General features: G+C 74.5%; 20 protein-coding genes and 2 pseudogenes. 11 read left to right on the top strand and 11 right to left on the bottom strand.

The features are described from left to right. The first annotated feature begins 85 nt into the window (after positions 1-85). On the top strand, positions 86-406 hold the full coding sequence (locus ACFQZ6_RS02965; RefSeq protein ID WP_381604775.1) for a DUF2795 domain-containing protein: 321 nt from the start codon (positions 86-88) through the stop codon (positions 404-406). A gap of 10 nt (positions 407-416) precedes the next feature. Here the strand turns inward: ACFQZ6_RS02965 and ACFQZ6_RS02970 are convergent, their stop codons facing one another. The 4 genes from ACFQZ6_RS02970 to ACFQZ6_RS02985 form a co-directional block, all read right to left on the bottom strand. Continuing rightward, positions 417-1,568 (bottom strand): serine/threonine-protein kinase, encoded by a 1,152-nt coding sequence (locus ACFQZ6_RS02970; RefSeq protein WP_381604776.1) that lies wholly within the window; start codon positions 1,566-1,568, stop codon positions 417-419. A gap of 298 nt (positions 1,569-1,866) precedes the next feature. Beyond that, positions 1,867-2,739, bottom strand: a complete 873-nt coding sequence (locus tag ACFQZ6_RS02975) for a trypsin-like serine protease (protein ID WP_381604777.1) — start codon at positions 2,737-2,739, stop codon at positions 1,867-1,869. Between the two features lie 116 nt (positions 2,740-2,855). Beyond that, positions 2,856-3,623 carry an aquaporin gene (locus ACFQZ6_RS02980; protein ID WP_381604778.1) on the bottom strand — a complete coding sequence of 256 codons (768 nt, stop codon included), beginning with the start codon at positions 3,621-3,623 and terminating at the stop codon, positions 2,856-2,858. A 37-nt stretch (positions 3,624-3,660) separates the two neighbouring features. Continuing rightward, on the bottom strand, positions 3,661-3,969 hold the full coding sequence (locus ACFQZ6_RS02985; protein WP_381604779.1) for an ArsR/SmtB family transcription factor: 309 nt from the start codon (positions 3,967-3,969) through the stop codon (positions 3,661-3,663). Positions 3,970-4,032: 63 nt separating this feature from the next. Here ACFQZ6_RS02985 and ACFQZ6_RS02990 point away from each other — a divergent pair, with 63 nt between their 5' ends. From ACFQZ6_RS02990 to ACFQZ6_RS03005, 4 genes and pseudogenes are all read left to right on the top strand, one after another. Next, a complete protein-coding gene (locus ACFQZ6_RS02990; protein WP_381604780.1) occupies positions 4,033-4,440 on the top strand; it encodes an arsenate reductase ArsC in 408 nt (135 codons plus the stop codon). 360 nt (positions 4,441-4,800) lie between these two features. Continuing rightward, positions 4,801-4,938, top strand: coding sequence for a hypothetical protein (locus tag ACFQZ6_RS02995; RefSeq protein WP_381604781.1), 138 nt, complete (start codon positions 4,801-4,803; stop codon positions 4,936-4,938). Then, positions 4,935-5,252, top strand: coding sequence for a hypothetical protein (locus ACFQZ6_RS03000; RefSeq protein ID WP_381618906.1), 318 nt, complete (start codon positions 4,935-4,937; stop codon positions 5,250-5,252). The genes ACFQZ6_RS02995 and ACFQZ6_RS03000 overlap by 4 nt, the downstream gene beginning before the upstream one ends. After that, positions 5,159-5,641 (top strand): annotated as a pseudogene (locus ACFQZ6_RS03005) (proton-conducting transporter transmembrane domain-containing protein); the annotation flags it as partial. The gene ACFQZ6_RS03000 and the pseudogene ACFQZ6_RS03005, both read left to right, overlap by 94 nt. A gap of 80 nt (positions 5,642-5,721) precedes the next feature. On the opposite strand, the pseudogene ACFQZ6_RS03010 reads toward ACFQZ6_RS03005, so the two are convergent. After that, a pseudogene (locus ACFQZ6_RS03010) lies at positions 5,722-7,049 on the bottom strand (MFS transporter). A gap of 260 nt (positions 7,050-7,309) precedes the next feature. Here ACFQZ6_RS03010 and ACFQZ6_RS03015 point away from each other — a divergent pair. The 6 genes from ACFQZ6_RS03015 to ACFQZ6_RS03040 all read left to right on the top strand — a co-directional run bounded on the left by ACFQZ6_RS03015 (position 7,310) and on the right by ACFQZ6_RS03040 (position 13,667). Beyond that, positions 7,310-7,987: a TetR/AcrR family transcriptional regulator gene (locus ACFQZ6_RS03015; protein ID WP_381604782.1), complete on the top strand. Its 678-nt coding sequence runs from the start codon at positions 7,310-7,312 to the stop codon at positions 7,985-7,987. 276 nt (positions 7,988-8,263) lie between these two features. Then, entirely contained in the window at positions 8,264-9,268 is a 1,005-nt protein-coding gene (locus ACFQZ6_RS03020) for a PucR family transcriptional regulator (protein ID WP_381618024.1), read from the top strand. A gap of 190 nt (positions 9,269-9,458) precedes the next feature. Continuing rightward, a complete protein-coding gene (locus tag ACFQZ6_RS03025; RefSeq protein ID WP_381604783.1) occupies positions 9,459-10,838 on the top strand; it encodes a TrkH family potassium uptake protein in 1,380 nt (459 codons plus the stop codon). Next, entirely contained in the window at positions 10,831-11,553 is a 723-nt protein-coding gene (locus ACFQZ6_RS03030; RefSeq protein WP_381604784.1) for a potassium channel family protein, read from the top strand. The genes ACFQZ6_RS03025 and ACFQZ6_RS03030 overlap by 8 nt, the downstream gene beginning before the upstream one ends. Positions 11,554-11,693: 140 nt before the next feature. Next, on the top strand, positions 11,694-12,161 hold the full coding sequence (locus ACFQZ6_RS03035) for a CBS domain-containing protein (protein WP_381604785.1): 468 nt from the start codon (positions 11,694-11,696) through the stop codon (positions 12,159-12,161). 207 nt (positions 12,162-12,368) lie between these two features. Then, positions 12,369-13,667, top strand: coding sequence for an ArsB/NhaD family transporter (locus ACFQZ6_RS03040; protein WP_381604786.1), 1,299 nt, complete (start codon positions 12,369-12,371; stop codon positions 13,665-13,667). Here ACFQZ6_RS03040 and ACFQZ6_RS03045 read toward each other — a convergent pair whose 3' ends face one another. The 6 genes from ACFQZ6_RS03045 to ACFQZ6_RS03070 form a co-directional block, all read right to left on the bottom strand. Next, complete coding sequence (locus ACFQZ6_RS03045; RefSeq protein WP_381604787.1) at positions 13,668-14,129, bottom strand: hypothetical protein; 462 nt, start codon at positions 14,127-14,129, stop codon at positions 13,668-13,670. Further along, on the bottom strand, positions 14,078-14,362 hold the full coding sequence (locus tag ACFQZ6_RS03050) for a hypothetical protein (protein ID WP_381604788.1): 285 nt from the start codon (positions 14,360-14,362) through the stop codon (positions 14,078-14,080). Before ACFQZ6_RS03050 ends, ACFQZ6_RS03045 begins: the two co-directional genes overlap by 52 nt. 127 nt (positions 14,363-14,489) lie before the next feature. Further along, complete coding sequence (locus tag ACFQZ6_RS03055; RefSeq protein WP_381604789.1) at positions 14,490-15,014, bottom strand: MarR family winged helix-turn-helix transcriptional regulator; 525 nt, start codon at positions 15,012-15,014, stop codon at positions 14,490-14,492. 96 nt (positions 15,015-15,110) lie between these two features. Next, on the bottom strand, positions 15,111-19,979 hold the full coding sequence (locus ACFQZ6_RS03060; RefSeq protein WP_381604790.1) for a DNA repair ATPase: 4,869 nt from the start codon (positions 19,977-19,979) through the stop codon (positions 15,111-15,113). A 107-nt stretch (positions 19,980-20,086) separates the two neighbouring features. Further along, positions 20,087-20,527 (bottom strand): hypothetical protein, encoded by a 441-nt coding sequence (locus tag ACFQZ6_RS03065; RefSeq protein ID WP_381604791.1) that lies wholly within the window; start codon positions 20,525-20,527, stop codon positions 20,087-20,089. A 158-nt stretch (positions 20,528-20,685) separates the two neighbouring features. Next, positions 20,686-21,423 (bottom strand): hypothetical protein, encoded by a 738-nt coding sequence (locus ACFQZ6_RS03070; protein WP_381604792.1) that lies wholly within the window; start codon positions 21,421-21,423, stop codon positions 20,686-20,688. Positions 21,424-21,483: the final 60 nt, after the last annotated feature.

The raw sequence follows: 21,483 nt of genomic DNA on the forward strand, positions 1-21,483 counted from the left end.
CCGTCCGCGGACGGGGGGCGCCGTGAGGGCGGGGCGCGGGTGGTTACCCGGGGAGGAGTGACCCGAGAGACAGGAGGTGGCACTCATGGACCGCACGACGAGTGCCCGGGACGTCGTGAACGCCGTCAAGGACGCCGACTTCCCCGCGGGCAAGGACGACCTGATCGACGCGGCCAAGCGGGCCGGTGCCCCGCAGGACGTCGTCGCGGCGCTGCGCGGGATGCCGCGGGAGTCGTACGCCAACCGGGAGGAGGTCGCCCGGTCGGTGCGTGTCGACCCCGACTCCGACCTCCACCTGAGCGAGGCGCAGCGCGCCGAGCAGGCCCGCAAGGGCGGCAGGCCCGGCCAGTCCCAGCACCTGCGGGACGCGCCGAAGCCACCGGTACAGGACGAACTGGACCGCTAGACGGTCCCCCTCAGTCCCCGGCCCTGCCCTTGCCCTGGTCGCCCTTGCCCTTGCCGCCCCCGTCCTGACGGGAGCGCTCGCCGCCCTTGTGGTCGTCCTTCGGCGTCGGTTCCGAGGTCGAGGGCGGGGCGTGCGGGGTGTCGGGGGCGTCGCCGGTGGCGAACGAGGCGCCCAGGGCGAGGCCCGCCGTCAGCACCGCGGCACCGGCGAGACCGGCGACGCCCTTCAGCGGCCGGGCCAGCCGGGCCGGGCGGGCCGCTGGCACCGGCGCCGACAGCACGGCGGTCGGGGCGGGCGGCCCCGGCCGGGGCAGGACGGCCGTCGTCTCCTGCGCGAGGCCATCAGGTGCGCCGTGCCGCAGGGCGGCCAGCCACGCCGCCGCCTCCTCCGCCGTGGGCCGCGCCTCGGGGTCCTTGGCCAGCAGCCGCAGCACGTAGTCGGCGAGCGGGCCGCCGATCCCGGGGCGCATCTCGCCGGGCGGCACGGGATCAGCCTCGACGTGCTGCTGCACCACCGCCAGGGACGTCCCGACGAACGGCGGACGCCCGGTGAGCAGCTCGTACAGCACACAGCCGAGCGCGTACACGTCCGAGGCGGGCCTGCTGGGGCCGCCCACGGCGCGTTCCGGCGCCAGATAGGCCGCGGAGCCGATGATCTTGCCGGTGGCGGTGAGGGTGCGGGCGGCGGTGTCGGTGAAGCGGGCTATCCCGAAGTCCGTGATCTTCACGGTGTGGTCGGACGTGAGCATGACGTTGCCGGGCTTGATGTCCCGGTGGACGACCTGCCCCCGGTGCGCGGCGGCCAGCCCGGCGGCCATCTGCGCGGCGATGTCCGCGGCCTCCTCGGGGGCGAGGACGGTGCGCTCGTCGCGTTCCTGGGCGAGGCTGCGCCCGTCGACGAGTTCCATGACCAGGTACGGCTGTCCCTGGTGGGAGCCGACGTCGTAGACGCGCACCAGGTTGGGATGGCTGACCCGGGCCGCCGTCTGCGCCTCAAGGCGGAACCGTTCGGCGTCCTTGGCGTCGGCCTCCGCGGTGCCCTCCGGGGAGAGCAGCTTCACGGCGACGGGCCGCCCCAGGACCTGGTCGGTGGCGCCCCACACCTCCCCCATCGCGCCGCGTCCCAGCGCCCGGTCCAAGTGGTACCGCTTCGCCACGAGCACGCGTACACCCACCTCGTTCCTGAAGCCGTGCGGACGGCGTCGGGGCGCGCGGGATGGGCAGGCGGACGAGGGGGGTTGTCCCCTGCCCACCCCGTGCGGGAGGACCCGCTGGGAGGGAGGACGCGGGCCCCGCGGGACCGTGGTCACGGGCCCACCCGGTACAGCGCACCGGCAGATACGGGTGTCACACCCGGCGCCGCGCAAACCCCGCCCGTGGTCCGGACCCCGTCGGGCCGACGGTTTCCGGACCACGGCGGCCCCTCGCGGAACGACAATCCGTGCTGGACGAGAGCCTGTGTTACGGCAGTTGCGTGTACGGCGCCAGGAACGCGCGGGCGCCGGGGGTGTCCAGGCGGTACGTCACATTGGTGGCGTAGCACGGGGAGTCGCCGGTGATGGTGGTGGCGGCGAGCACGGTACGCCCGTCGAGGACCGCGAAGTTGGGGCCGCCGGAGTCGCCGTAGCAGGCGCCGCCGTTGCCCTGCGGGGCGGTCATCGCCAGCCGCACCCAGGCGTTGTTGAGGGCGTCGAAGGTGACGGGCGCCTTCATGCGGACGCCGCCGCCGGGGTGGGTGTGGCCGCCGGGGCCGCGGGCGGCCTCCTGGGTGCCGTAGCCCGCGACGAACCAGTCCGTGGAGTTGAGGCCGCGCGGGCCGAGGGCGCCGAGCTGGCCCGCGGTGGGCAGGGTGGCCGGGGTGAAGCTCCAGCGCGCGGCGACCTGGGCGGCGGGCAGTTCGACGACCGAGATGTCCCGGGTGTCGGAGGCCGGACCCGGGTAGTCGGGGTGGCTGTGGGCGGTGCCCTCGACGGCGACGGCGCGGGCCTGGGCGGCGGGGTCGCCCGGGTGGCGTCCGGCGGCGGCGTCGAGCCCGGACTGCACGTCCTGGTCGAGCGACACGTAGAACCGGACGTTGTCCGGCCAGTCGGTGGTGCAGTGCGCGGCGGTCAGGAAGGTGTCGGCGTCGATCATGGTGCCGGAGCACACCCAGTCGACCCGGTCCGGGGTCGCGGGATCGCCGTCGTTGTCCCAGGTGGCGATGAGCGCGCCGACCTCGGTGCGTTCCGGGGCGGGCGTCGCGTTGTAGGAGTTGACGGCCGAGGACGGCAGCGCGGTGGCGAGCACGGCCGCGGCTGCCGCCGCGGTGACGGCGGTGGCGCGTATGGCTGACAAAAGAACGGACCCTTCTGCTGGTGGATCGGGGTGTTCTCCTGTGGGAGGTGCGCCAAGTGAAGCGCCTGGAATGATCTACGGCAAGGGGTCGCCGCCCGATCCGTCGCCCACACCCCTCAACGGCGCGCGGTCCTGAAGACCACCGACACCAGCGCGAGCCCGGCCACCGCGCCCACCGCCTGCGTCGCGACGAACCCGGGCACGGACGCCGGGGCGATCCCCGCGAAGGTGTCGCTGAAGGCGCGCCCGACGGTCACGGCGGGGTTGGCGAACGAGGTGGAGGACGTGAACCAGTAGGCGGCGCCGATGTACGAGGCGACGGCGGCCGGGGCGAACCGCAGCCGGTCGGTGCGGGCCAGCCCGAAGACGAGCAGGACGAGTCCCGCGGTGGCGACCACCTCACCGAGCAGCAGCCGTCCCGCCGAGCGGTCGTGCGTGGACCAGGCGACCAGCGGCTCCCCGAACATGGCGTTCGCCAGCACGGCGCCCGCGATCGCGCCCACGGTCTGCGCGGCGACGTAGGCGGCCACCTCGCGCGGGCCGATCCCGGCGCCGCCACGGCGGGCGGTCCACCACTCGGCCACCGTGACGGCGGGGTTGAAGTGCGCCCCGGAGACCGGGCCGAACAGCGTGATCAGGACGCCGAGCCCGAACACCGTGGCCAGCGAGTTGGCCAGCAGTTGCACCGCCACGTCGTCGGTCAGCCCGGTGGCCTGCGCGCCGGAGCCGACCACCACCGCCACGAGCGCGGCGGTGCCCACCAGTTCGGCGGCGGCGCGGGCGGCGAGGGGCGCGGGCGCCGGGGTCGCGCCGGGCGGCGGGGCGGGGTGGGACTCGGCGGCCGGTGCCGCGGGCTGCCCGGCGGTCTCCTCGGTGACGCTCAACGATGACTCCTCGGGGATGGCCGCCGTACCCGGCGGATCAGGGGCAGGACCGCTTGTTGCCCGCGGCGGTGCGGGCGGACTCGGCCAGTGCGGCGAACTGACCGGCGAGCGAGGCGATGACCTCCGGGCGGAGCCGGTAGTACGTGTACCGGCCGCACGGCTCCGTCTCGACCACCCCGGCCTCGCGCAGCACTCTCAGGTGGTTGGAGAGGTTGGTCTGCCGGGCGCCGGTCTCCGTCACCAGGTGGGTGGTGCAGAGCGTCTCCCGGGCGAGCAGGGTCACGATACGGAGCCTGAGCGGGTCGGCCAGCACCCGGACCAGGTCAGTGTCGACTGACGTCATCATGCGCTGATACTGTCATATCAGTGGCGGCTGACACCAGCGAGCCGTGAGACGAGAGAGACCCCGATGCCCGACAAGCCCTCCGTGCTGTTCGTCTGCGTCCACAACGCGGGCCGCTCCCAGATGGCCGCGGCCTGGCTCACCCATCTCGCCGGGGACCGCGTCGAGGTCCGCTCGGCGGGCTCCGCGCCCGGCGCCGAGGTCAACCCGGCCGCGGTGGAGGCGATGCGCGAGGTCGGCGTCGACATCTCCGCCGAGGTCCCGAAGCTGCTCACCGTGGACGCCGTACGGGAGTCGGACGTCTGCGTCACCATGGGCTGCGGCGACACCTGCCCGGTCTTCCCCGGCAAGCGCTACCTGGACTGGCGGCTCGACGACCCGGCCGGTCAGGGCGTGGCGGCGGTGCGCCCCATCCGGGACGAGATCAAAAAGCTCGTCGAGGGCCTGATCGAGGAGATCGCCCCGCGCGCCTGACCCGCCGTGACCCGGGTCCGGCGGGACCATGGCCCGATGAGCGGAGGGCAGCCGGTAGCGGTCCTCCTGGGCGTGACCGTGGGGGCGTCGCGCTCCTGTACGCCTGGCGTGAGGGGGCGTTCCGATGGGCCTGAGGTCCGCCCTGTGGCGTACGGTCCTGGCCCGCCCGGCCGTCCTGCTCGTGCCGCTGCCCGGGGCGACCGCCGTGCGGCTGGCCGCCGAGGCCGAACTGCGGCACCCCGGCTGGCCGCTGGCCCAGACGCCCGCCGCCGCCAGCCTGCTGGTCGTCACCGGGAGCACGTCGTCGGGCTCGCCGCGCGGACCGACCGGCGTGCCGAGCGGGGCGTCGTCGACGGGGCCGTGGAGGGGGTCGCGTCGGCCGCCGGGGCGCTCGGGCGGTGGGCGCGGCGCCCGCAGACCGGGCAACTGCACCAGTACCTCGCCCAGGCGGTCGCGGCGTTCACCGTGCTCGCCGTCGTCCTCGTCCTGGTGAGGTGACCGCCGTGCTCACCGTCCTCGTCCTGCTGCCGACCGTCGCCGCCGCGCTGCTGCTGTGCGTGCCGGGCACGGCGCCGCGTGGGCTGTTTGGCTGGGCCTGGGTGGCGGTCGCCGCCGTCGAGCTGGGACTCGCCGTCGCCGTGTGGGCGGGCTACGAGGACGGTCTTCAGTACGAGACCCGGGCCCGCTGGATTCCCAGCGCGGGCGTGAGCCACCACGGCGCGCGTACGCCCTGGTCTTCGTGGCGGTCGGGGTGGTCTCCGTGCTGTACGGGGCGCTGGTGGCGCTCGCGCAGGGCGACTTCAAGCGGATGATCGCCTACACCTCGGTCAACCACATGGGGTACGTCGCGCTGGCCGTGGGCGCCGCCGGGTCCGTCGGCGGCGGGCGGGACGCGGCGCGGCAGCTCGCGCTGACCGGCTCCGTGGTGCAGATGGTCAGTCACGGTCTGCTCACCGGGGCGCTGTTCCTGCTCGCCGGGGCGCTGTACGAACGGGGCCGCACCTACGACATGGCCGCCTACTCCGGGGGCGCCGGGCGGGCGCCGGTGCTCGCCGCGTGCACGGGGGTCGCGGCGTTCGCGTCGCTGGGGCTGCCCGGGTTCTCCGGGTTCATCGCGGAGTTCCAGATCCTCGCCGGGAGCCTGGGGCCCCGGCCGGTCGCGATCGCGCTGGCCGTGCCGGGAATCCTGCTGACCGGGGCACCCCCAGGCGGCCGACCGCGCACCACCCAGGCGGCCGACCGGCGCCCCGCCCAGACAGCCGATCAGCGCCCCGGCGTCCGTCAGTGCACGTGCGGCCCCCCGGTCGGCTGCGGCTTCCCCTTCGGTACGACCGCCAGGGAGGCGACCGCGGCGACGGCCGCCGCCCCCGCGCACAGGGTGAAGGCGTCGGTGAAGCCGCCCGCCGTGCCCTGGTCGATGCCGGTCGCGGCGACCGTGGAGACCACCGCCACGCCGATCGAACCGCCCACCTCGTGGAAGGTGTTGACGACTCCGGAGGCGAGGCCCGCCTCCCCGTGGTCGACCAGGGCGAGCGCGGTGGTGGTCGCGGTGACGAAGACCGCGCCGATGCCGAGCGAGGCGACCGCGAAGCCGGGCAGCAGCACGGCGTAGACGCTGCCGGTGTCGGAGAGCCGGGTCAGCGGGGCGCAGCCCGCGGCGGCGACCAGCAGGCCCGCGACCGCGGTCGGACGGCTGCCGAGCGTGCCGACGAGCCGGGAGCCGAGGTGGGCGCCGAGGCCGGTGGCGACGGCCACGGGCAGGAAGACCAGGCCGGTCTCCAGCGGTCCGAAGCCGCGGGCGTGCTGGAGGTAGACCGAGCCGAGGAAGAAGAAGGCGATGAGCAGCGCGGTGGCGACCAGCATCAGGAACGCGCCCGCCTGCACCGGCCGCCGCGTGAACATCCTGAGGTCCATCAGCGGGCCCGGCTGGTGCGCTCCACGGCGCCGAAGACGGCGTACAGCACGACGGCGGCGCCCAGCGGCAGCAGCGTGCCGGGGCCGGTCCAGCCGGAGTCACCGGCCTCGACCAGGCCGTAGATCAGCGCGGCCGTGCCCGAGGTGACCAGCAGCGCGCCGGGGACGTCGAGGCGGGCGGGGCGCGGCGGACGGGCCGGGACCAGGGCGGGCAGCGCGGCCAGGACGGCGAGGCCGACGGGCACGTTGACGTAGAACACCCACCGCCAGCCGGGGCCCTCGGTGAGCGCGCCGCCGAGCAGCACCCCGGCCGCCGCGCCGCTGCCGCCGAGGGCGGCCCAGACGCCGAGCGCCCGGGTGCGTTCGGCGCCGTGGAAGGCGGTGGTGACCAGGGACAGCGCGGCCGGGGAGAGCAGCGCGGCGCCGACGCCCTGGGCGATGCGCCCGCCGAGCAGCGCGGGCGCGCCCTGCGCCAGCCCCGTCACCAGGGAGGCCGCGGTGAACACGGCGAGCCCGGCGCCCAGCGTGCGGCGGGCGCCGAGGGCGTCGGCGAGCCGCCCGCCGAGCAGCATCAGCCCGCCGAAGCAGAGGGTGTACGCGGTGACGGCCCAGGTCAGGGTGGTACGGCCGAGGTCCAGGTCGGCGGCCATGTCGGGCAGCGCGACGTTGATGACGGTCACGTCGAGGATCAGCATGAACTGGGCGACGCAGAGCAGCGCGAGGGCCGCCCAGCGGCGCGGGTCGGGCGGCGGCGGGGCGGGATGCCCGTGCGGGTGGGCGGGATGCCCGTGCGGGTGGGCGGCGTGAGCGTGAGCGTGGGAGTGGGCGGGGGAATCGGGCTGGGTCATGGCGGGTCCTCGGCAAAAGGGACAAGGCAGGTCGACAGAACTGAACTGTACGGCACAGTACAGTTGAACTCAACGGTACAGTTCAGTCGGCTGCTAGCCTCGCCCCCATGAGCGTGGACACCCCCAAACCCCCGCCCAGCGGCCCCCGTGCCGAACAGAAGCGACGGGCCATCGTCCGGGCCGCCCGGGAGCAGTTCCTGCGCGCCGGGTTCGGCGTCGGCATGGACGCCATCGCCACCGCCGCGGGCGTGTCCAAGGTGACCGTCTACAACCACTTCGGCAGCAAGGAGGCGCTGTTCTCGGCGGTCATCGCGGGCGCCCTCGACGAGCCCCTCGCCGGGGAGTCGTCGGCCGCCCTGGAGCGGCTCCCCGACGCCGAGGACCTGCGCGCGGCCCTTCTGGAGGCCGCCCGCTCCTGGGTGCACGCCGTCCGGGACGACGAGGACGTGGCCGCGCTGCGCGCCCTGGTCGCCGCGGAGGGCCACCGCTTCCCCGCGCTCGCCGACGCCTGGCGGCACCACGGGCCCGAGGGACACCACCCCGCCCTCGCGGACGCCCTGCGCGCCCTCGACGCCCAGGGCCGCCTGCGGATCCCCGACCTGCGGACGGCCCTGCTCCAGCTCTACTCGCTGCTGGTCTTCCCGCACATGGTGTTCGGCACGTACGGCACCCGCGTCGACGACGACCTCACCGAACGGCTGCTGGTCGGCGGCGTGGACATGTTCCTGGGGCACTACGCGCCGGACGCGCACCGCCCGGCCGGACCGTCCTCCCCCGCCGTGTGACCGGGGCGTGAACCCGCGAACCGTCAGGGTCCCGGTGCGCGGCGCCTGCCGGGCTCCGGCACCGGGACCGTTCTCAGGGCTCCCCACCGCCATGGTGCTCCCACGACAGCCACCCCCGCATTGCCGGTTCCCGGCAGCGTTCACTAGGGTCTCCATGCCGGTCTCCATGCCGGTCGCCGGTGCGTGGGACGCCACCGGCACATTCACCTGACGGGGGCGGACGTGGCGGAGCAGGACGTACCGGAGGAGTACCTGAACGGCTACGCGGACATCCTCATGGAAGTCTCCGCCACCGGCCGCCGGCTGACCCGCGACGAGATCGAGTCCCGCAAGGCGCTCGGTGAGCGGGCCGCCGACGCCGGGTTCGGACTGCGCTCGCTGGTCGGCGCGCACCTCGCGGCCACCCGCGCCGCCTGGCCGGGCGCCCCGGGCTCCGCCGACAGCGTCCTCGCGGCGATGCAGCAGGTCGTCGACGCCTTCGCCGAGGGCTACGAACGCGCCCAGCGGCTCGCCGTACGCCAGGAGGAGGCGGCCCGCCGCGAGTTCATCGACGACCTCCTCTACGGCCGCAGCGACCTGGGCAGGCTCGCGGAGCGCGCCGAACGCTTCGGGCTGCGGCTCTCGCACGCCCACGCCGTGGCCGTCGCCGAGGGCCCCGCCGCCTACGACGAGGGCGACCCGGTCCCCCGCCATGTCGAGCGGTCCCTGATCACCCGCTTCGGTGACCGCAGCATCCTGCTCACCACCAAGGACGGCCGGATGCTGTGCATCGCCCCCGGCGACCAGGAGCAGGTGCTCACCGCCTTCGCCAAGCAGGCGTACGCCGCCACCGACGGCGGCCGGGTCGCGATCGGCCGCGCCCAGCCGGGGCCCGGCGGGGTCGTCCAGTCGTACGAGGAGGCGCTGAACACCCTGGACCTGGCGGGGCGGCTCGGGCTCGACGACCCGGTGCTGCGCGCCGCCGACCTGCTGGTCTACCCGGTGCTCACCCGGGACCGGCAGGCGATGGCCGACCTGGTGCGGGAGGCGCTGGGTCCGCTCGGCGCGGCACGCGGCGGCGCCGGTCCGCTGCTCGACACCCTCACCGCCTACTTCGACTCCGGCTGCGTGGCCGCCGAGGCCGCCCGGCGGCTGTCGCTGTCCGTGCGCGCGCTGACGTACCGCCTGGAGCGCATCCACAAGCTCACCGGCGCCAACCCGGCCGACCCCGCGCACCGCTACATGCTCCAGACCGCGGTGATCGGCGCCCGGCTGCTCGACTGGCCAGCGAAGGCCCTGTAGCACCGCCCCTCCGCCTTCTTGACGCCCTCCGTACGGCCCCCGCCCGGCCTTGACGCGTCCTTGACGGGACGGGCGCCGAAGGACACGGTCGACCGGTGTCCTTGCAGGTAAGGTGTGCGGCCGGGATCTTGATGAGTCCTTTGCGCCGGGCCGGGGAGCACGGCGGACCGGACGGGCAGGGAAGGCAGTGATGGCGGGATCGACGACGCGGGCACGGGCGCGCCTGGCGCTGCTGGCCCTGCATCCCGCCCGCGCGGTCGTGGTCGGCTTCGCCATCGTGGTGCTCGCCGGTTCGGCGCTGCTGTCGCTGCCGTTCGCCACCGAGCAGCGCGCCGCGGCCGACTTCGTGACCGCGCTGTTCACCGCGACCTCCGCGGTGTGCGTCACGGGTCTGGTGACCGTGGACACCGGCACCTACTGGAGCGGCTTCGGCGAGGGCGTGATCCTCGCCCTGATCCAGGTCGGCGGCTTCGGCATCATGACGATGGCGTCCCTGCTGGCGCTGCTCATCTCGGGGCGGCTGCGGCTGCGGATGCAGCTCACCGCGCAGGCGGAGACCAAGAGCCTCGACATCGGTGACGTCCGCCGGGTGCTGCTCGGCGTCGCCGGGACGACCCTCGCCGTCGAGCTGACGGTCGGCGCGGTCCTCGCCCTGCGGTTCCGGTACGGCTACGGGCAGAGCGTCGGCGACGCCGTGTACTTCGGGTACTTCCACGCCGTGTCCGCGTTCAACAACGCCGGGTTCGGGCTGTACGCCGACAGCCTGACCCGCTACGCGCAGGACGGCTGGGTCACCCTGCCCGTCGCCGCCGCGGTGATCCTGGGCGGCATCGGCTTCCCGGTCCTGCTGGAACTGCTGCGGCACCGCGGGCGCAGGCACCGCACCGGGCGCCGCAACTGGTCGCTGCACACCAAGCTCACGCTGATCACCACCGCGCTCCTGCTGGTCGCCGGGACCGTGCTGACCTGTCTGCTGGAGTGGTCCAACCCGGGCACGCTCGGCGGGCACTCGGTCGCCGGGAAGATACTCGACGGCTTCTTCCACTCCGCGATGTCCCGCACCGCCGGTTTCAACGCCGTCGACATCGGCGCGATGCACGCCTCCACCCTGCTGATGACGTGTGTGCTGATGTTCATCGGCGGCGGCAGCGCCGGAACCGCGGGCGGCATCAAGGTGACGACGTTCGCGGTGCTGGCCGCCGCGATGTTCGCGGAGGTGCGCGGCGAGCCCACCTCCGCGGTGCTGGGCCGCAGGCTCGCCCCGCACGTGCTGCGGCAGTCGCTGACCGTGGCGCTGCTCGGCATCGGCCTGGTCATCGCCTCCACCCTCACCCTGCTGGCCATCACCAAGCAGGAGCTGGAGACCGTGCTGTTCGAGGTCGTCTCCGCGTTCGGCACGGTGGGGCTCTCCACCGGCATCACCGCCGATCTGCCGACGGCCGGGGAACTGCTGCTGATCGCCCTGATGTTCGTCGGCCGTCTCGGTCCGATCACCCTGGTCTCGGCGCTCGCCCTGCGCGAGCGGACCCGACGTTATGAACTGCCCGAGGAGCGACCCGTCATTGGCTAACTACCTGCACTCCCTGCGTGAACGGCGCCGCAAGCGCCGCCTGGACGCCGCCGCCCGCAGCGGTGGCGACCAGCGCGTCGCCGTCATCGGTCTGGGCCGCTTCGGCTCCTCGCTCGCCAGCGAGCTGATGCGCCGCGGCTGGGACGTCCTCGGCATCGACACCGACGCCCGGCTGGTGCAGAAGTACAGCGACGACCTGACCCACGCGGCGGTCGCCGACTGCACCGACGCGGAGGCGCTGCGGCAGCTCGGCGTCAACGAGTTCACCAGCGCCGTCGTCGCGATCGGCACCGACATCGAGGCGTCCATCCTGGTCAGCACCAACCTGCTGGAGGCCGATGTGCCCAACATCTGGGCCAAGGCCATCAGCCGCCAGCACGGGCAGATCCTGGAACGCCTCGGCGTCCACCACGTCGTCCTGCCCGAGCACGAGATGGGCGAGCGCGTCGCGCACCTGGTCACCGGCCGAATGCTGGACTTCATCGAGTTCGACGACGACTACGCCCTGGTCAAGACCGTCGCCCCGGAGGTCGCCACCGGCGTGCCGCTCGGGCAGAGCCAGGTCCGCAGCAGGTTCGGCGTCACCGTCGTCGGCATCAAGCGCTCCGGCGAGGACTTCACGTACGCCACCGCCGAGACGGTCGTCCAGCGCGGGGACGTGATCATCGTCACCGGCAAGACGCACGCGGTGGAGGAGTTCGCCGAACTGAGCTGACCCGGAAGCAGCGATCATGGTGGCGTGGAGCGTCACGGCGCGGGGCAGGCACCGGACATCGCCGTACGGCGACCGGTCGGCATACCGTGTCGGCACGACGCTTCGGGCCGAGACAGCGAGAACGAGAGTGGGGCCGAACCATGCGCGCACGTGACATGGCGGTGGAGTACGAGACCGTGGGCGTGGGCAGCGACGCCATCGACGCCGCGCGGCTGCTTGCGGAGCACCGGCTGCCGGGGCTGCTGGTGGTGGACGACAGCGGGATGCCGAAGGCGATCCTCCCCGCCTCCCAGATGATCAAGGTGCTGGTGCCGGGGTACGTGATCGAGGACCCGACGCTGGCGTCCGTGGTCGACGAGCGGCACGCCGACCGGCTCTGCCAGGCCCTGGCCGGTCTCAAGGTGCGCGACTGCCTGTCGAGGACCACCCCGGCGCCGCCCGTCGCCGCGCCGGACGACACCGCCCTGGAGGTCGCCGCGCTGATGGCGGAGGTGCGCAGCCCGCTGGTGGCGGTGGTGGACAAGGCGAAGGACGGCAGCCATCTGCTCGGTGTCATCACCGCCTCCCACCTGCTGGAACGGCTCCTCGGCGCCGCGGGCGCGAGCTGAGCGAATCCGCTCGGCGGGCCCCGGAGCGGTAAGAGGTAGGGTTCCCTCCGGTATGCGGGGGGAGCATGATCAGCGAGCCGGGAACGGGTCGCGCTGGCGCTCGCCGCCGTGGCCGTCCGGCCGCTGTCGCCGCCGCCGGTGCGGTGCGGCCTGCCCGTCTTGCGACACTCAGCGGCCTGCCCGCCTTGCGACATTCAACGGAGGACCGTGAACGACTGGCACAGTTGGGCGGCGATCGTCGTCTTCGTCGGCGCCTACGCCCTGATCATCAGCGAGAAGATCCACCGGGTCGCCGTGGCGCTCGGCGGCGCTGGCCTGATGCTCGCGATCAGGGCGACCGACGACGAGTCCGCCTTCTACTCCGAGCACTCCGGCATCGACTGGAACGTCATCTTCCTGCTGCTCGGCATGATGATGATCGTCGGGGTGCTGAAGAAGACCGGCATGTTCGAGTACCTGGCGATCTGGTCGGTGAAGCGGGCCCGCGCCAAACCGTTCCGGGTGATGGTGATGCTGGTCGTCATCACCGCGGTGGCCTCCGCGCTGCTCGACAACGTCACCACCGTGCTGCTGATCGCCCCGGTGACGCTCCTGGTCTGCGAACGCCTCGCGCTGCCCGCCGCGCCCTTCCTGATCGCCGAGGTGCTCGCCTCCAACATCGGCGGCACCGCCACCCTCGTCGGTGACCCGCCCAACATCATCATCGCCAGCCGCGCGGGCCTGACCTTCAACGACTTCCTGGTCCACCTGGCGCCCCTGGTGGCCGTGCTGGTGGTCGTCCTGCTCGGGCTGTGCCGGGTGATGTTCCGCAAGTCCTTCCGCTACGACGAGGAACGCGCCGCCGAGGTCATGGCCCTGGAGGAGCGCGAGGCCATCCACGACCCGCGCCTGCTCGTCCAGGGCCTGATCGTGCTGACCCTGGTCGTCGCCGGGTTCGTCCTGCACCCCGTACTCCACTACGAGCCCAGCGTCGTCGCCCTGCTCGGCGCCGGACTGCTGGTGGCGATCTCCACCGCCGAGACCGGGGACGTCCTGCGCGAGGTGGAGTGGCCCACGCTCGCCTTCTTCGCCGGACTCTTCATCATGATCGGCGGCCTCATCGAGACCGGCGTCATCAACGAGATCTCCACCGCCCTCGCGGACGTCATCGGCGACAACGAACTCGGCGGCTCCATGATCCTGCTGGGCGCGTCCGCCGTGCTGTCGGGCATCGTCGACAACATCCCCTACGTCGCCACGATGGCCCCCATCACCTCCGACCTGGTGGACTCGATGGGCGGCGGCGGGGACCACGTGATGTGGTGGGCGCTCGCCCTCGGCGCCGACCTCGGCGGCAACGCCACCGCGATCGGCGCCAGCGCCAACGTCGTCGTCCTCGGCATCGCGGAGCGCAACCGGCAGCCGATCTCCTTCTGGCAGTTCACCAAGTACGGCCTGATCGTGACCGCCGTGACGGTGCTGCTGGCGCTGCTCTACGTGTGGCTGAGGTACTTCGCCCTCGCCTGATCAGCGGTGGGTGGCGGCCCGCAGCCGGAAGGACCGCACCACCGCGAGCGCGCTCGCCGCGACCAGCGCCACGGCGGTCGTGGCGAGACCGCGCAGCGGACCCCACTCGGCGACATCGCCCGCCAGCCCTCGCGGCGGCACCCGCCCCTCCGGGTCGTACACCACGGCGAGCGCGTCGCCGGGCCGGGTGGCCGGGCCGCAGCCGCGCCAGATGGGGACGCCGAGCGGGTCGCCGTCGCGGTCGGTGACGGAGCAGAGGTAGCGGTCGTCCCCGTCGCCGGTCTGGTCGCCGTGCTCGACCGACACCACCACCGCGGACCGCACATGGCCGCGCTCGGCCAGCACCACGCCCGCGGCGACCGGCGGGGTCTGCGCGACGAGACAGACGCCGAGCACGGCGACGATGCCGATCAGCGCCCGCCCGGCCCGGAGCACCGCCAGACGCAGGCCGAGTACGGCCACGGCCAGCAGGCCGCCTCACCGCTGCCGAGCAGCGGCACCCCCGTCCAGGCCCCGGCCAGCCCGGCGCCGACGATCGCCGACGCGCCCAGCACGCCGGTGACCAGGCCCTTCGCCGCCAGCCGCCAGGGCGGCAGACCGACGAACTCCGCCGGGCCCCACACGGTGGCCGTGACATGGGCGGGCAGTCGCGGCTCCACCGGGGGCGGCTGGCGGAGCGTACGCCGTATCCGCATTGCCCACCTCCGGGGTCTCTCGGTCTTCGGGGTCGCTTGCCGGGGTCCGGCAGCGACGGCCGTTCGGCTCGTACGACGTCCTTGCATTATGCAAAACCCCGTGTCGGCACCTCGGCACGGCACCGCCTCAGACGCCGTGCCCCACCACGCCGTCCGTCCAGCCCAGCGGGTGCGGACCCGGGGCGTCGGCCGCGGGCTCGCCCCCGGCGGTGTTGAAGGCGGACAGCGCCTCGACCAGCGTGGCGCGCTGCTCCGGCGCCAGCCGCTCGACGATCCCGGCGATCTCCGCGCGGCGCCGCGCGGTGACGTCCTCGACCGTGCGCCGCCCCTCCGAGGTGAGCCGCAGCAGGGTCTCGCGGCGGTTGGCCGGGTTGACCTGCCGGTCCGCGAGCCCGGCGGCGATCAGCCGGTCCACCATGCGCATCGCCGTGGACGGCGCCACCCCGAGCAGGTCGGCGAGCGCGACCAACTTGGTCGCACCACGGCTGGACAGCACGACCAGCATCCGGAACTGCGGCAGGGTGACCCGTTCCTCCACCGCCGTCAGGGACCGCGCCGAGACGGCGACCAGGACGCGGGAGGCGGTGAGGACCGCACGGGTCACCGCGTCGACGTCGTCGTGGTGCGCGGCGGGGGGTGGATGCTCCGGCATGGGTCCTTTCTACCGTGCCGGAGCGGCGGTCCGGGCAGGGGTGGGACGGGTGGGCGGCGGGTGACGGGCCGCGCCCCTGGGTCGGCCGCACGGCGGTCACCGGTCCTGGCGCCGCAGCGCGTTGCGGGGGTCGGCGGCGCGGGTGATGGCGGACTCGACGGCGGCGATCCGGTCGGCCAGCAGGCCCAGCGCGGCGACGGCCCTGGTGAGCGGCTCGCCCTCGGCGCCGCCGAGCGCCCGGGCACGGACGTGCGCGGCCTTCAGCTCCGCCCACCGCTGCGCCCGCGCGGGCGTGAGGGTGCCGCGCAGCTCGGCCAGCTTCAGCAGGTTGGCCTCGGCGCCGGAGGTGAGGGTCTGGGCCTCGGCGGTGTAGTGGTCGTCGAGTACGGCGGCCAGTTCGGCGTCGTTCATCACCGGCTGGATCCGCTGGGCGATCTTGTTCATGTTGCGGTAGGAGCCCTGGAGCCGGAACGGCGGCTCGGTGCGGGCCTCGTCGGACTGCGCGGCGGAGGCGATGTAGGCGGCGTTGACGGCGAGGACGGTCTCCCGGGCGGTCAGCAGGTGGCGCAGCACGGCAAGAATCTGCTCCAGCTCGGCGGGCGCGTAGGGGTGGGTGAGCCGGTCGGCGCGGGCCGCCGGGTCGCCCTCGGCCAGCCGGATCAGCAGGTCCAGGTCGGCCCGGTCCCGTCCGGCGAGCGGCGCGAGGACCGGGTTGGCGGTCAGCGCGTTCTCGACGAAGCTGACGGCGAAAGCGTCGGCCCTGCCGGAGAGCACGTCGCCCAGGTTCCACACGTCGGCGCGGTTGGCGAGCATGTCCGGCACCCGGAACCGGGTCCCGGACTCGGTGTAGGGGTTGCCCGCCATGCAGACGGCGAACCGCTTGCCGCGCAGGTCGTAGGTGCGCGGCGCGCCCTCCCAGACGCCCTCGATCCGGCGGGTGGCGTCGGACAGCGGGATGAACTTCTGGAGCAGTTCGGGCGAGGTGTGCTGGATGTCGTCGAGGTAGAGCAGCGTGTTGTTGCCCGCCGCCAGCGCGAAGTTGACCTTCTCGATCTCCCGGCGGGCGGTGGCGTTGGGCGCCTCGGCCGGGTCGAGGGAGGTGACGGTGTGGCCGAGGGCGGGGCCGCTGACCTTCACCAGGACCAGCCCGAGCCGGTCGGCGACGTACTCCATGAGGGTCGTCTTGCCGTAGCCGGGCGGGGAGAGCAGCAGGAGCAGGCCGCCGGTGTCGGTGCGCTTGTCGGCGCCGGTGCTGCCGAGCTGCTTGGCGAGGTTGTCCCCGATGAGCGGGAGGTAGACCTCGTCGACGAGTCGGCCGCGGACGAACGACGACATCACGCGCGGGCGCAGCTCATCCAGGCGCAGCCGGGCGCGTTCGGCGGCGACCAGGTCGGTGCGGTGGCGCTGGTAGGCGCGGTAGGCGGGGGTGTCCTGTTCGCGGAAGGCGCGGGTGCGGGCGAGGAACTCGTCGACGCGGACGGTGAGGGTGCGGTCGGTGAGGCGGGGGTGGCTGCCGAGCAGGCCGGTGACGGTCGCGGTCAGGGGTGCCTCGCTGGTGTGGCGGGGCAGGTCGGGGCAGAGTTCGGCGGCGACGGCCTCGGCGAGGTCGCCGGGGGTGAGGGGGGTGCCGGTGGCGGTGGCGTAGGAGCTGAGCCATGCCTCGGCCAGTTGGTGGCGGGCGGTGAGGTCGTCGAGGGCGGCGAGGTCGTCGTCGTAGGCCGGGGAGCCGACCGTGCGGCGGAACTTGTCGAGCAGGGTGCGGGTGGCGGCGCTGAGGACGAAGCCCTCGGGGCCGCCGGTCAGCTCGTCGAAGAGGTAGTCGGCGGCGGGCTCGGGCGCGCTGGGACCCATGCCGAAGTCCGCTATGGCGGCGGCGAGTTCGGCGCGCAGTCCGTCGATCGCGGGCGTCGGTCCGAAGGTGTCGCGGGCGCGGGCGAGGGAGACGGCGCGGCGCCGCCAGTCCGCGCGGGACGCGTCCGTCGTGCCGTGCGCCCAGAACAGTTGGGCGGTGGCGCGGGCGGCGGGCTCGTGGCGCAGCGCCCCGGCGGCGTCGTACAGGCGGAGCACGGCGGTGAGGATGGCGGTGGCGTCGTGGTCGTGGACGCCGCGCTCGTAGCCCTCGTCGTACGCCGCCCCCGCCGCGTCGCGGACCAGGGCGGGCAGGTCGTCGTGGTGGGCGAGGGCCTGCGGGCCGTGGGCGGCGAGCAGCCGGGCGGCGAGGTGCTCGGCGCGGTACACCTCGGGGGACTCGGAGGGCAGGTGCCGGTCCCAGTAGGGGCGGGTGGCGGCGAGGCCGGGGAAGGCCGCCTCGGTGACCGGGGCGCGGTAGTCGGTGCCGGTGAGCGCGAAGGCGAGGCCGTCGCCGTGCGGGATCAGGGTGAGGTCCAGGGGCTGGGTGTTGACGGCGAAGCGGTGGCGGCCCAGGCGCAGGGTGCGGCCGTCGTCGGCGTACAGGTCGGCGCGGTCGCGCAGGGCGCGCACGGCCTCCTGGCGGGCGGCCTTGAGGCGGCCGTCGAGTTCCTCGGCGCGGACCGTGTCACCGGCGGCGCGCAGTTCGGCCGCGGTGCGGCGGACCTTGGCGGGCAGCGGGTCGGAGGTGAAGTAGGCGGCGACGGCGTCCGCGTCGGGGAGCGTGGCGGCGCGGCGGGTGACGGTCTGAAGGACGCGGTCGGCCGCGGCGGCGAGCTGTTCGGCGCGGCTGGCGCGGGCGTCCGCGAGGGACTGCTTGCGGGCGGCGAACGCCTCGTGGACCTCGGCGCGCTGGTCGGTGAGCCGGGTGAGGAAGTCGTCGAACTCCGCGAACCGGGACTCCAGGTCCTCGATCTGGACGAGCAGCCCGGCGAGCCGGGCGTCGCACTCCTCGGGGCTGTCGGCGGCCTGGAGCGCGCCGGTGACCGCCTGGCCGAGCAGGGCGAACTCGGCGCCGAAGGCGGCGCGGCCCTCGTGGTCCAGGAGGGCGCGGCGGCGGGCGTCGAGGGTGGCGCGGGCGCGGTTGACGCCGCCGAGGACCTCGGCGACGCGCTCCAGGATGGCGGTGCGCACGGTGGTGTCCGCGATGTCGAGGCCGCCGACGACCTCGGTCACCGTGCGCAGCGAGTCGGTGAGCTGGTCGAGGCGGGCGGCGACGGGCGCGGCGTCGGCGGCGGTGGTGAGCGCCTCGGCGTCCGCGACGAGCCGCTCGACGTCCTGGCGCTGGTCGCTGAAGGCGTCCTCGCGGGCGAGGAAGGCGACGGCGCGGCGGCCGAACGCGGCGAGGTCCGCCTGCGCCGCCCCGGCCAGCTCGTCGATCCGGGCGGTGTCGGCGTACCGCAGTTCCTTGCAGGTCAGCAGGTGGCCGAGGGCGTGCCGCAGTTCGGTCAGCCCGGTCACCCAGGCGGCGGCCTCGCGGGGTGCCTCACCGCGCAGTCGGCGCACCACGGCGGCGATCCGCGCGTCGGCCTCGTCGAGGGCGTCGGCGGCCCGCCGGGTCAGCGTGCGGACGGTCTCGAACTCGGCCAGCACCTGCTCGGCGGTGTCCCGCATCTCGCTCAACGGCCCGTTCAGGTCACCGAGTTCGGGGTCGTCGAGCCAGTGGTGGGCGTCGGCCGCGCGGGCGCAGGCGGCGATCAGCGCCTCGTACATCTCGGTCGTCGGGCTGGTGTCCTCGGCGGCGCGGGTCAGGGACAGGCAGTCGGAGATGCCGCGGACGAGGTCGGCGTTGCCGACCCGGGCGAGCGGTCCGCCGCCGGTGGGCGCGGCGGCGGCGTGGGTGTCGGAGACGTACGGGGAGGACCACACCTGGAGCGGGTGCACCCGCGCGGGCTCGTCGCCCGCGGCGCGCAGCGCCATCAGCGTGCCGTCGTCGAAGAGCGCCCAGCCGTGGCAGGTCAGCGGGGTGGCGACCGCCTTGCGGATCATGTTGTACGGCAGCAGGAGGCTGCGGCCCGGCACGCGCGCGTGGAACGCGTACAGCACGTCCTCGCCGTTGGGTGAACGCACCTCGCGCTCGAACTCCAGGCCGTCGGTGTCGACGTCGTACGTCTTGTGGGCGCCGCTGGCCAGGCAGTAGCCGCCGGGGAAGACGACGCCCTGGTCCTCGGGGAGGCGGCGGCAGGCCCGGCCGATGCCGTCGAGGCGGACGACGGCCTTGGTGAGGGTGTTGAAGACGAGGTGGCGGTCGGCACTCTCCTTGTAGGGGCGGACGCGCAGCAGGATCAGCGGGCCCACGCGCGCGTGCGCGATGTCGGCGTCCGCGAGGGACTGGAGGGGCTCGTCGACGGGTTCGGCGTACACGCCCTCGCCGGTCTCCGTGTCGTCGTCGGTCTTGACGGTGAGGGTGCCGCCGAGCGTGTCGACGTAGACCTCGTCCTGGACGCGGACGTGCGGGTGGCGGCCGAGGACGTGGTCCTCGCGGGTGGTGGGGGTCCACTCGACGTCCTGGGCGGCGGGCAGGACGTGGTCGCGTTCGCCGCGGGCGTCGAGGAAGGTCACCGTGTCGTCGTCGGTGACCGCCCAGCGCAGGACGCGGATGTCGGCGGCCTTCTCGCCGGTGCGGAAGACGGCCAGCAGTCTGCCCTCGACGCGGCGCAGTTGGAGCAGCCGGGCCTGCCGGTAGTAGCGGTGCAGGGCGGCGAACTCGCGGACGAAGGCGGGGTCGTCGAGCAGTCCGGGGACGGCGCTGTCGGGCGCGGGGTTCAGGTCGCGGTCGTACAGGCCGAGGACATCGGCGACGGCGGGCTCGCCGGTGCGGGCGAGGGAGGTGTTGCGGCCGAGCAGCAGGTGTCCGCCGATGGCGACGATGTCGCGGGGCAGACAGGGCTGTTCGGTGCGGAGCCGCTCGGTGCCGGTGAGTTCGAGGCGGGTGGCGCCGAACTCCTCGATCCGGCGGGCGTTCAACTGCTCGGCGCGCCGGGCCAGTTCCCGGGCCTGTGCGGCGAGCCGGTCGCGCAGCACCTCGTAGGAGCCGGTGTCCAGACCGGTTGTCATGCGGGGTCCCTCTCAGGAGGTCAGGGGAGAGCCGGGCCGGTCGGGCGGTGCCGGGCGGCCGGGGTGGTGACGGCAGCGAAGTGCCGGTACGGCGGTGCGGGGGGCGTTCAGGCGGCGCGGCGGGGGTGGGTGCGCGCGCCGGTCGCGCGATCGGCGGGCCGGGGCGGCGGCGCTGGCCGTCGCCCAGCCGCTCGTCGGTGACGGCGCGTCAGCCGCACCGCCCGCCGCGTGGTCCGCCAGGCGACGTACAGCGCGGCGGCCGTGGTCACCAGCCGCAGCGCGCCCGCCAGGGCACCGGAGGGTACGAGGTGGGCCAGTAGCACGGCGGCGCCGACGGAGAGGCCCCAGGCGACCACGGTCAGCAGGGAGAACGCGACGGCGACCGGCACCCCGTCCAGGCCCCAGCCGCGCAGGTCCACGTCCGCGTCGAAGGCGCTCACGGTGGTCAGCCGCAGGGCGGCCAGCAGCCAGAAGCAGCCGACGACGACCAGTGCGGCCGTGAGCGGCAGGGTCGGCAGCCCCGTGGCAGCGTCCAGAAACGTCCCCACGACCCGCCCTCTCTCCCGTGCGTACTGCCGGTCTACGGCATCGACACCGATCACCGTGCCTGCCGCACCCCATGCTGACCGCCGAACAGGCCGCCGCGCATTGCCGGTTCCCGGCAGTGTTCGCCGGGTTTTGGGTGCCGGTCAGCGCCCAGGGGGCGTCAGGTGAGCCTGCGCCGCAGGTCCGCCGGGTCCCCGGCGACCAGTGCGGGCACCTGTGCGTTCCACTGCCGGGCCGCGTCGTCCAGGCCCTGGGTGACGGAGCGTCGTACGCGGGCGCCGAAGAGGTGCAGGGCGAGGGAGGTCAGGGGGCGCAGCGGGCCGCGTCCGCGGAGGGAGAGGGTGACGCGGACCTCCCAGTGGCCGTCGGGGGTGTGGCGGACCGGCTCGGCGCGTGCGTCGGCGCGGACCAGTCGGTGGTCGAGGCGGGCGCGGGCGGGGGCGCCGCGCGGGGGGCGCTTGTGGTCGAACGCCGCCCACCAGTCCTCCGGACGCAGCCGCGCCCGGCCGCGCACCCGCAGCAGCGACGGCCAGCGGCCGGTGCCCGCCAGCTCGCCCGAGACCTCCACCAGCCGCGGCCGGTCCAGGCCGCGCAGCGCGCCCTCCGCACGGAGGGCGCCGTCGGGCCAGCTCGCGTCGAGGCCGAGCCGTACCCCGCGCCGGTTCCACTCCCGGACGGTGACCCGGGTGGCGCCCTCGTCGTCGGCGTACACCGCGCCGGGCCGCAGGTGCCGTCCCGTCACCAGGCGGACGTCGGGGACGGCGGTCCCGTCCGGCAGGAGCACCCGGCCGGACTCGGCACGCGTGTCCCGCGTCAGGTCGTCGAGGAGGGCGAGGGCCGTCAGGGCCCAGGGACGGGGTACGGCTTCGACGAGCACCGTGTGTCGCGCAGTGACCATGACGGCAGGATGCCGACCCGGGCACCGCGGCGGTCAGGCCCCGGTACGGCAGGGCACGGT

The sequence above is a fragment of the Streptomyces flavalbus genome (assembly GCF_042674625.1).
GTDB lineage: Bacteria > Actinomycetota > Actinomycetes > Streptomycetales > Streptomycetaceae > Streptomyces > Streptomyces flavalbus.

Excerpts from the sequence above, each read along its gene's own strand:
- ACFQZ6_RS03070 (WP_381604792.1), bottom strand. The coding sequence starts at position 21,423 with ATGGTCACTGCGCGACACACGGTGCTCGTCGAAGCCGTACCCCGTCCC.
- ACFQZ6_RS02990 (WP_381604780.1), top strand. The coding sequence starts at position 4,033 with ATGCCCGACAAGCCCTCCGTGCTGTTCGTCTGCGTCCACAACGCGGGC.
- ACFQZ6_RS02985 (WP_381604779.1), bottom strand. The coding sequence starts at position 3,969 with ATGATGACGTCAGTCGACACTGACCTGGTCCGGGTGCTGGCCGACCCG.
- ACFQZ6_RS03035 (WP_381604785.1), top strand. The coding sequence starts at position 11,694 with ATGCGCGCACGTGACATGGCGGTGGAGTACGAGACCGTGGGCGTGGGC.
- ACFQZ6_RS03025 (WP_381604783.1), top strand. The coding sequence starts at position 9,459 with ATGGCGGGATCGACGACGCGGGCACGGGCGCGCCTGGCGCTGCTGGCC.
- ACFQZ6_RS03015 (WP_381604782.1), top strand. The coding sequence starts at position 7,310 with ATGAGCGTGGACACCCCCAAACCCCCGCCCAGCGGCCCCCGTGCCGAA.
- ACFQZ6_RS03055 (WP_381604789.1), bottom strand. The coding sequence starts at position 15,014 with ATGCCGGAGCATCCACCCCCCGCCGCGCACCACGACGACGTCGACGCG.
- ACFQZ6_RS03050 (WP_381604788.1), bottom strand. The coding sequence starts at position 14,362 with ATGCGGATACGGCGTACGCTCCGCCAGCCGCCCCCGGTGGAGCCGCGA.
- ACFQZ6_RS03060 (WP_381604790.1), bottom strand. The coding sequence starts at position 19,979 with ATGACAACCGGTCTGGACACCGGCTCCTACGAGGTGCTGCGCGACCGG.
- ACFQZ6_RS03020 (WP_381618024.1), top strand. The coding sequence starts at position 8,264 with ATGGAAGTCTCCGCCACCGGCCGCCGGCTGACCCGCGACGAGATCGAG.
- ACFQZ6_RS02965 (WP_381604775.1), top strand. The coding sequence starts at position 86 with ATGGACCGCACGACGAGTGCCCGGGACGTCGTGAACGCCGTCAAGGAC.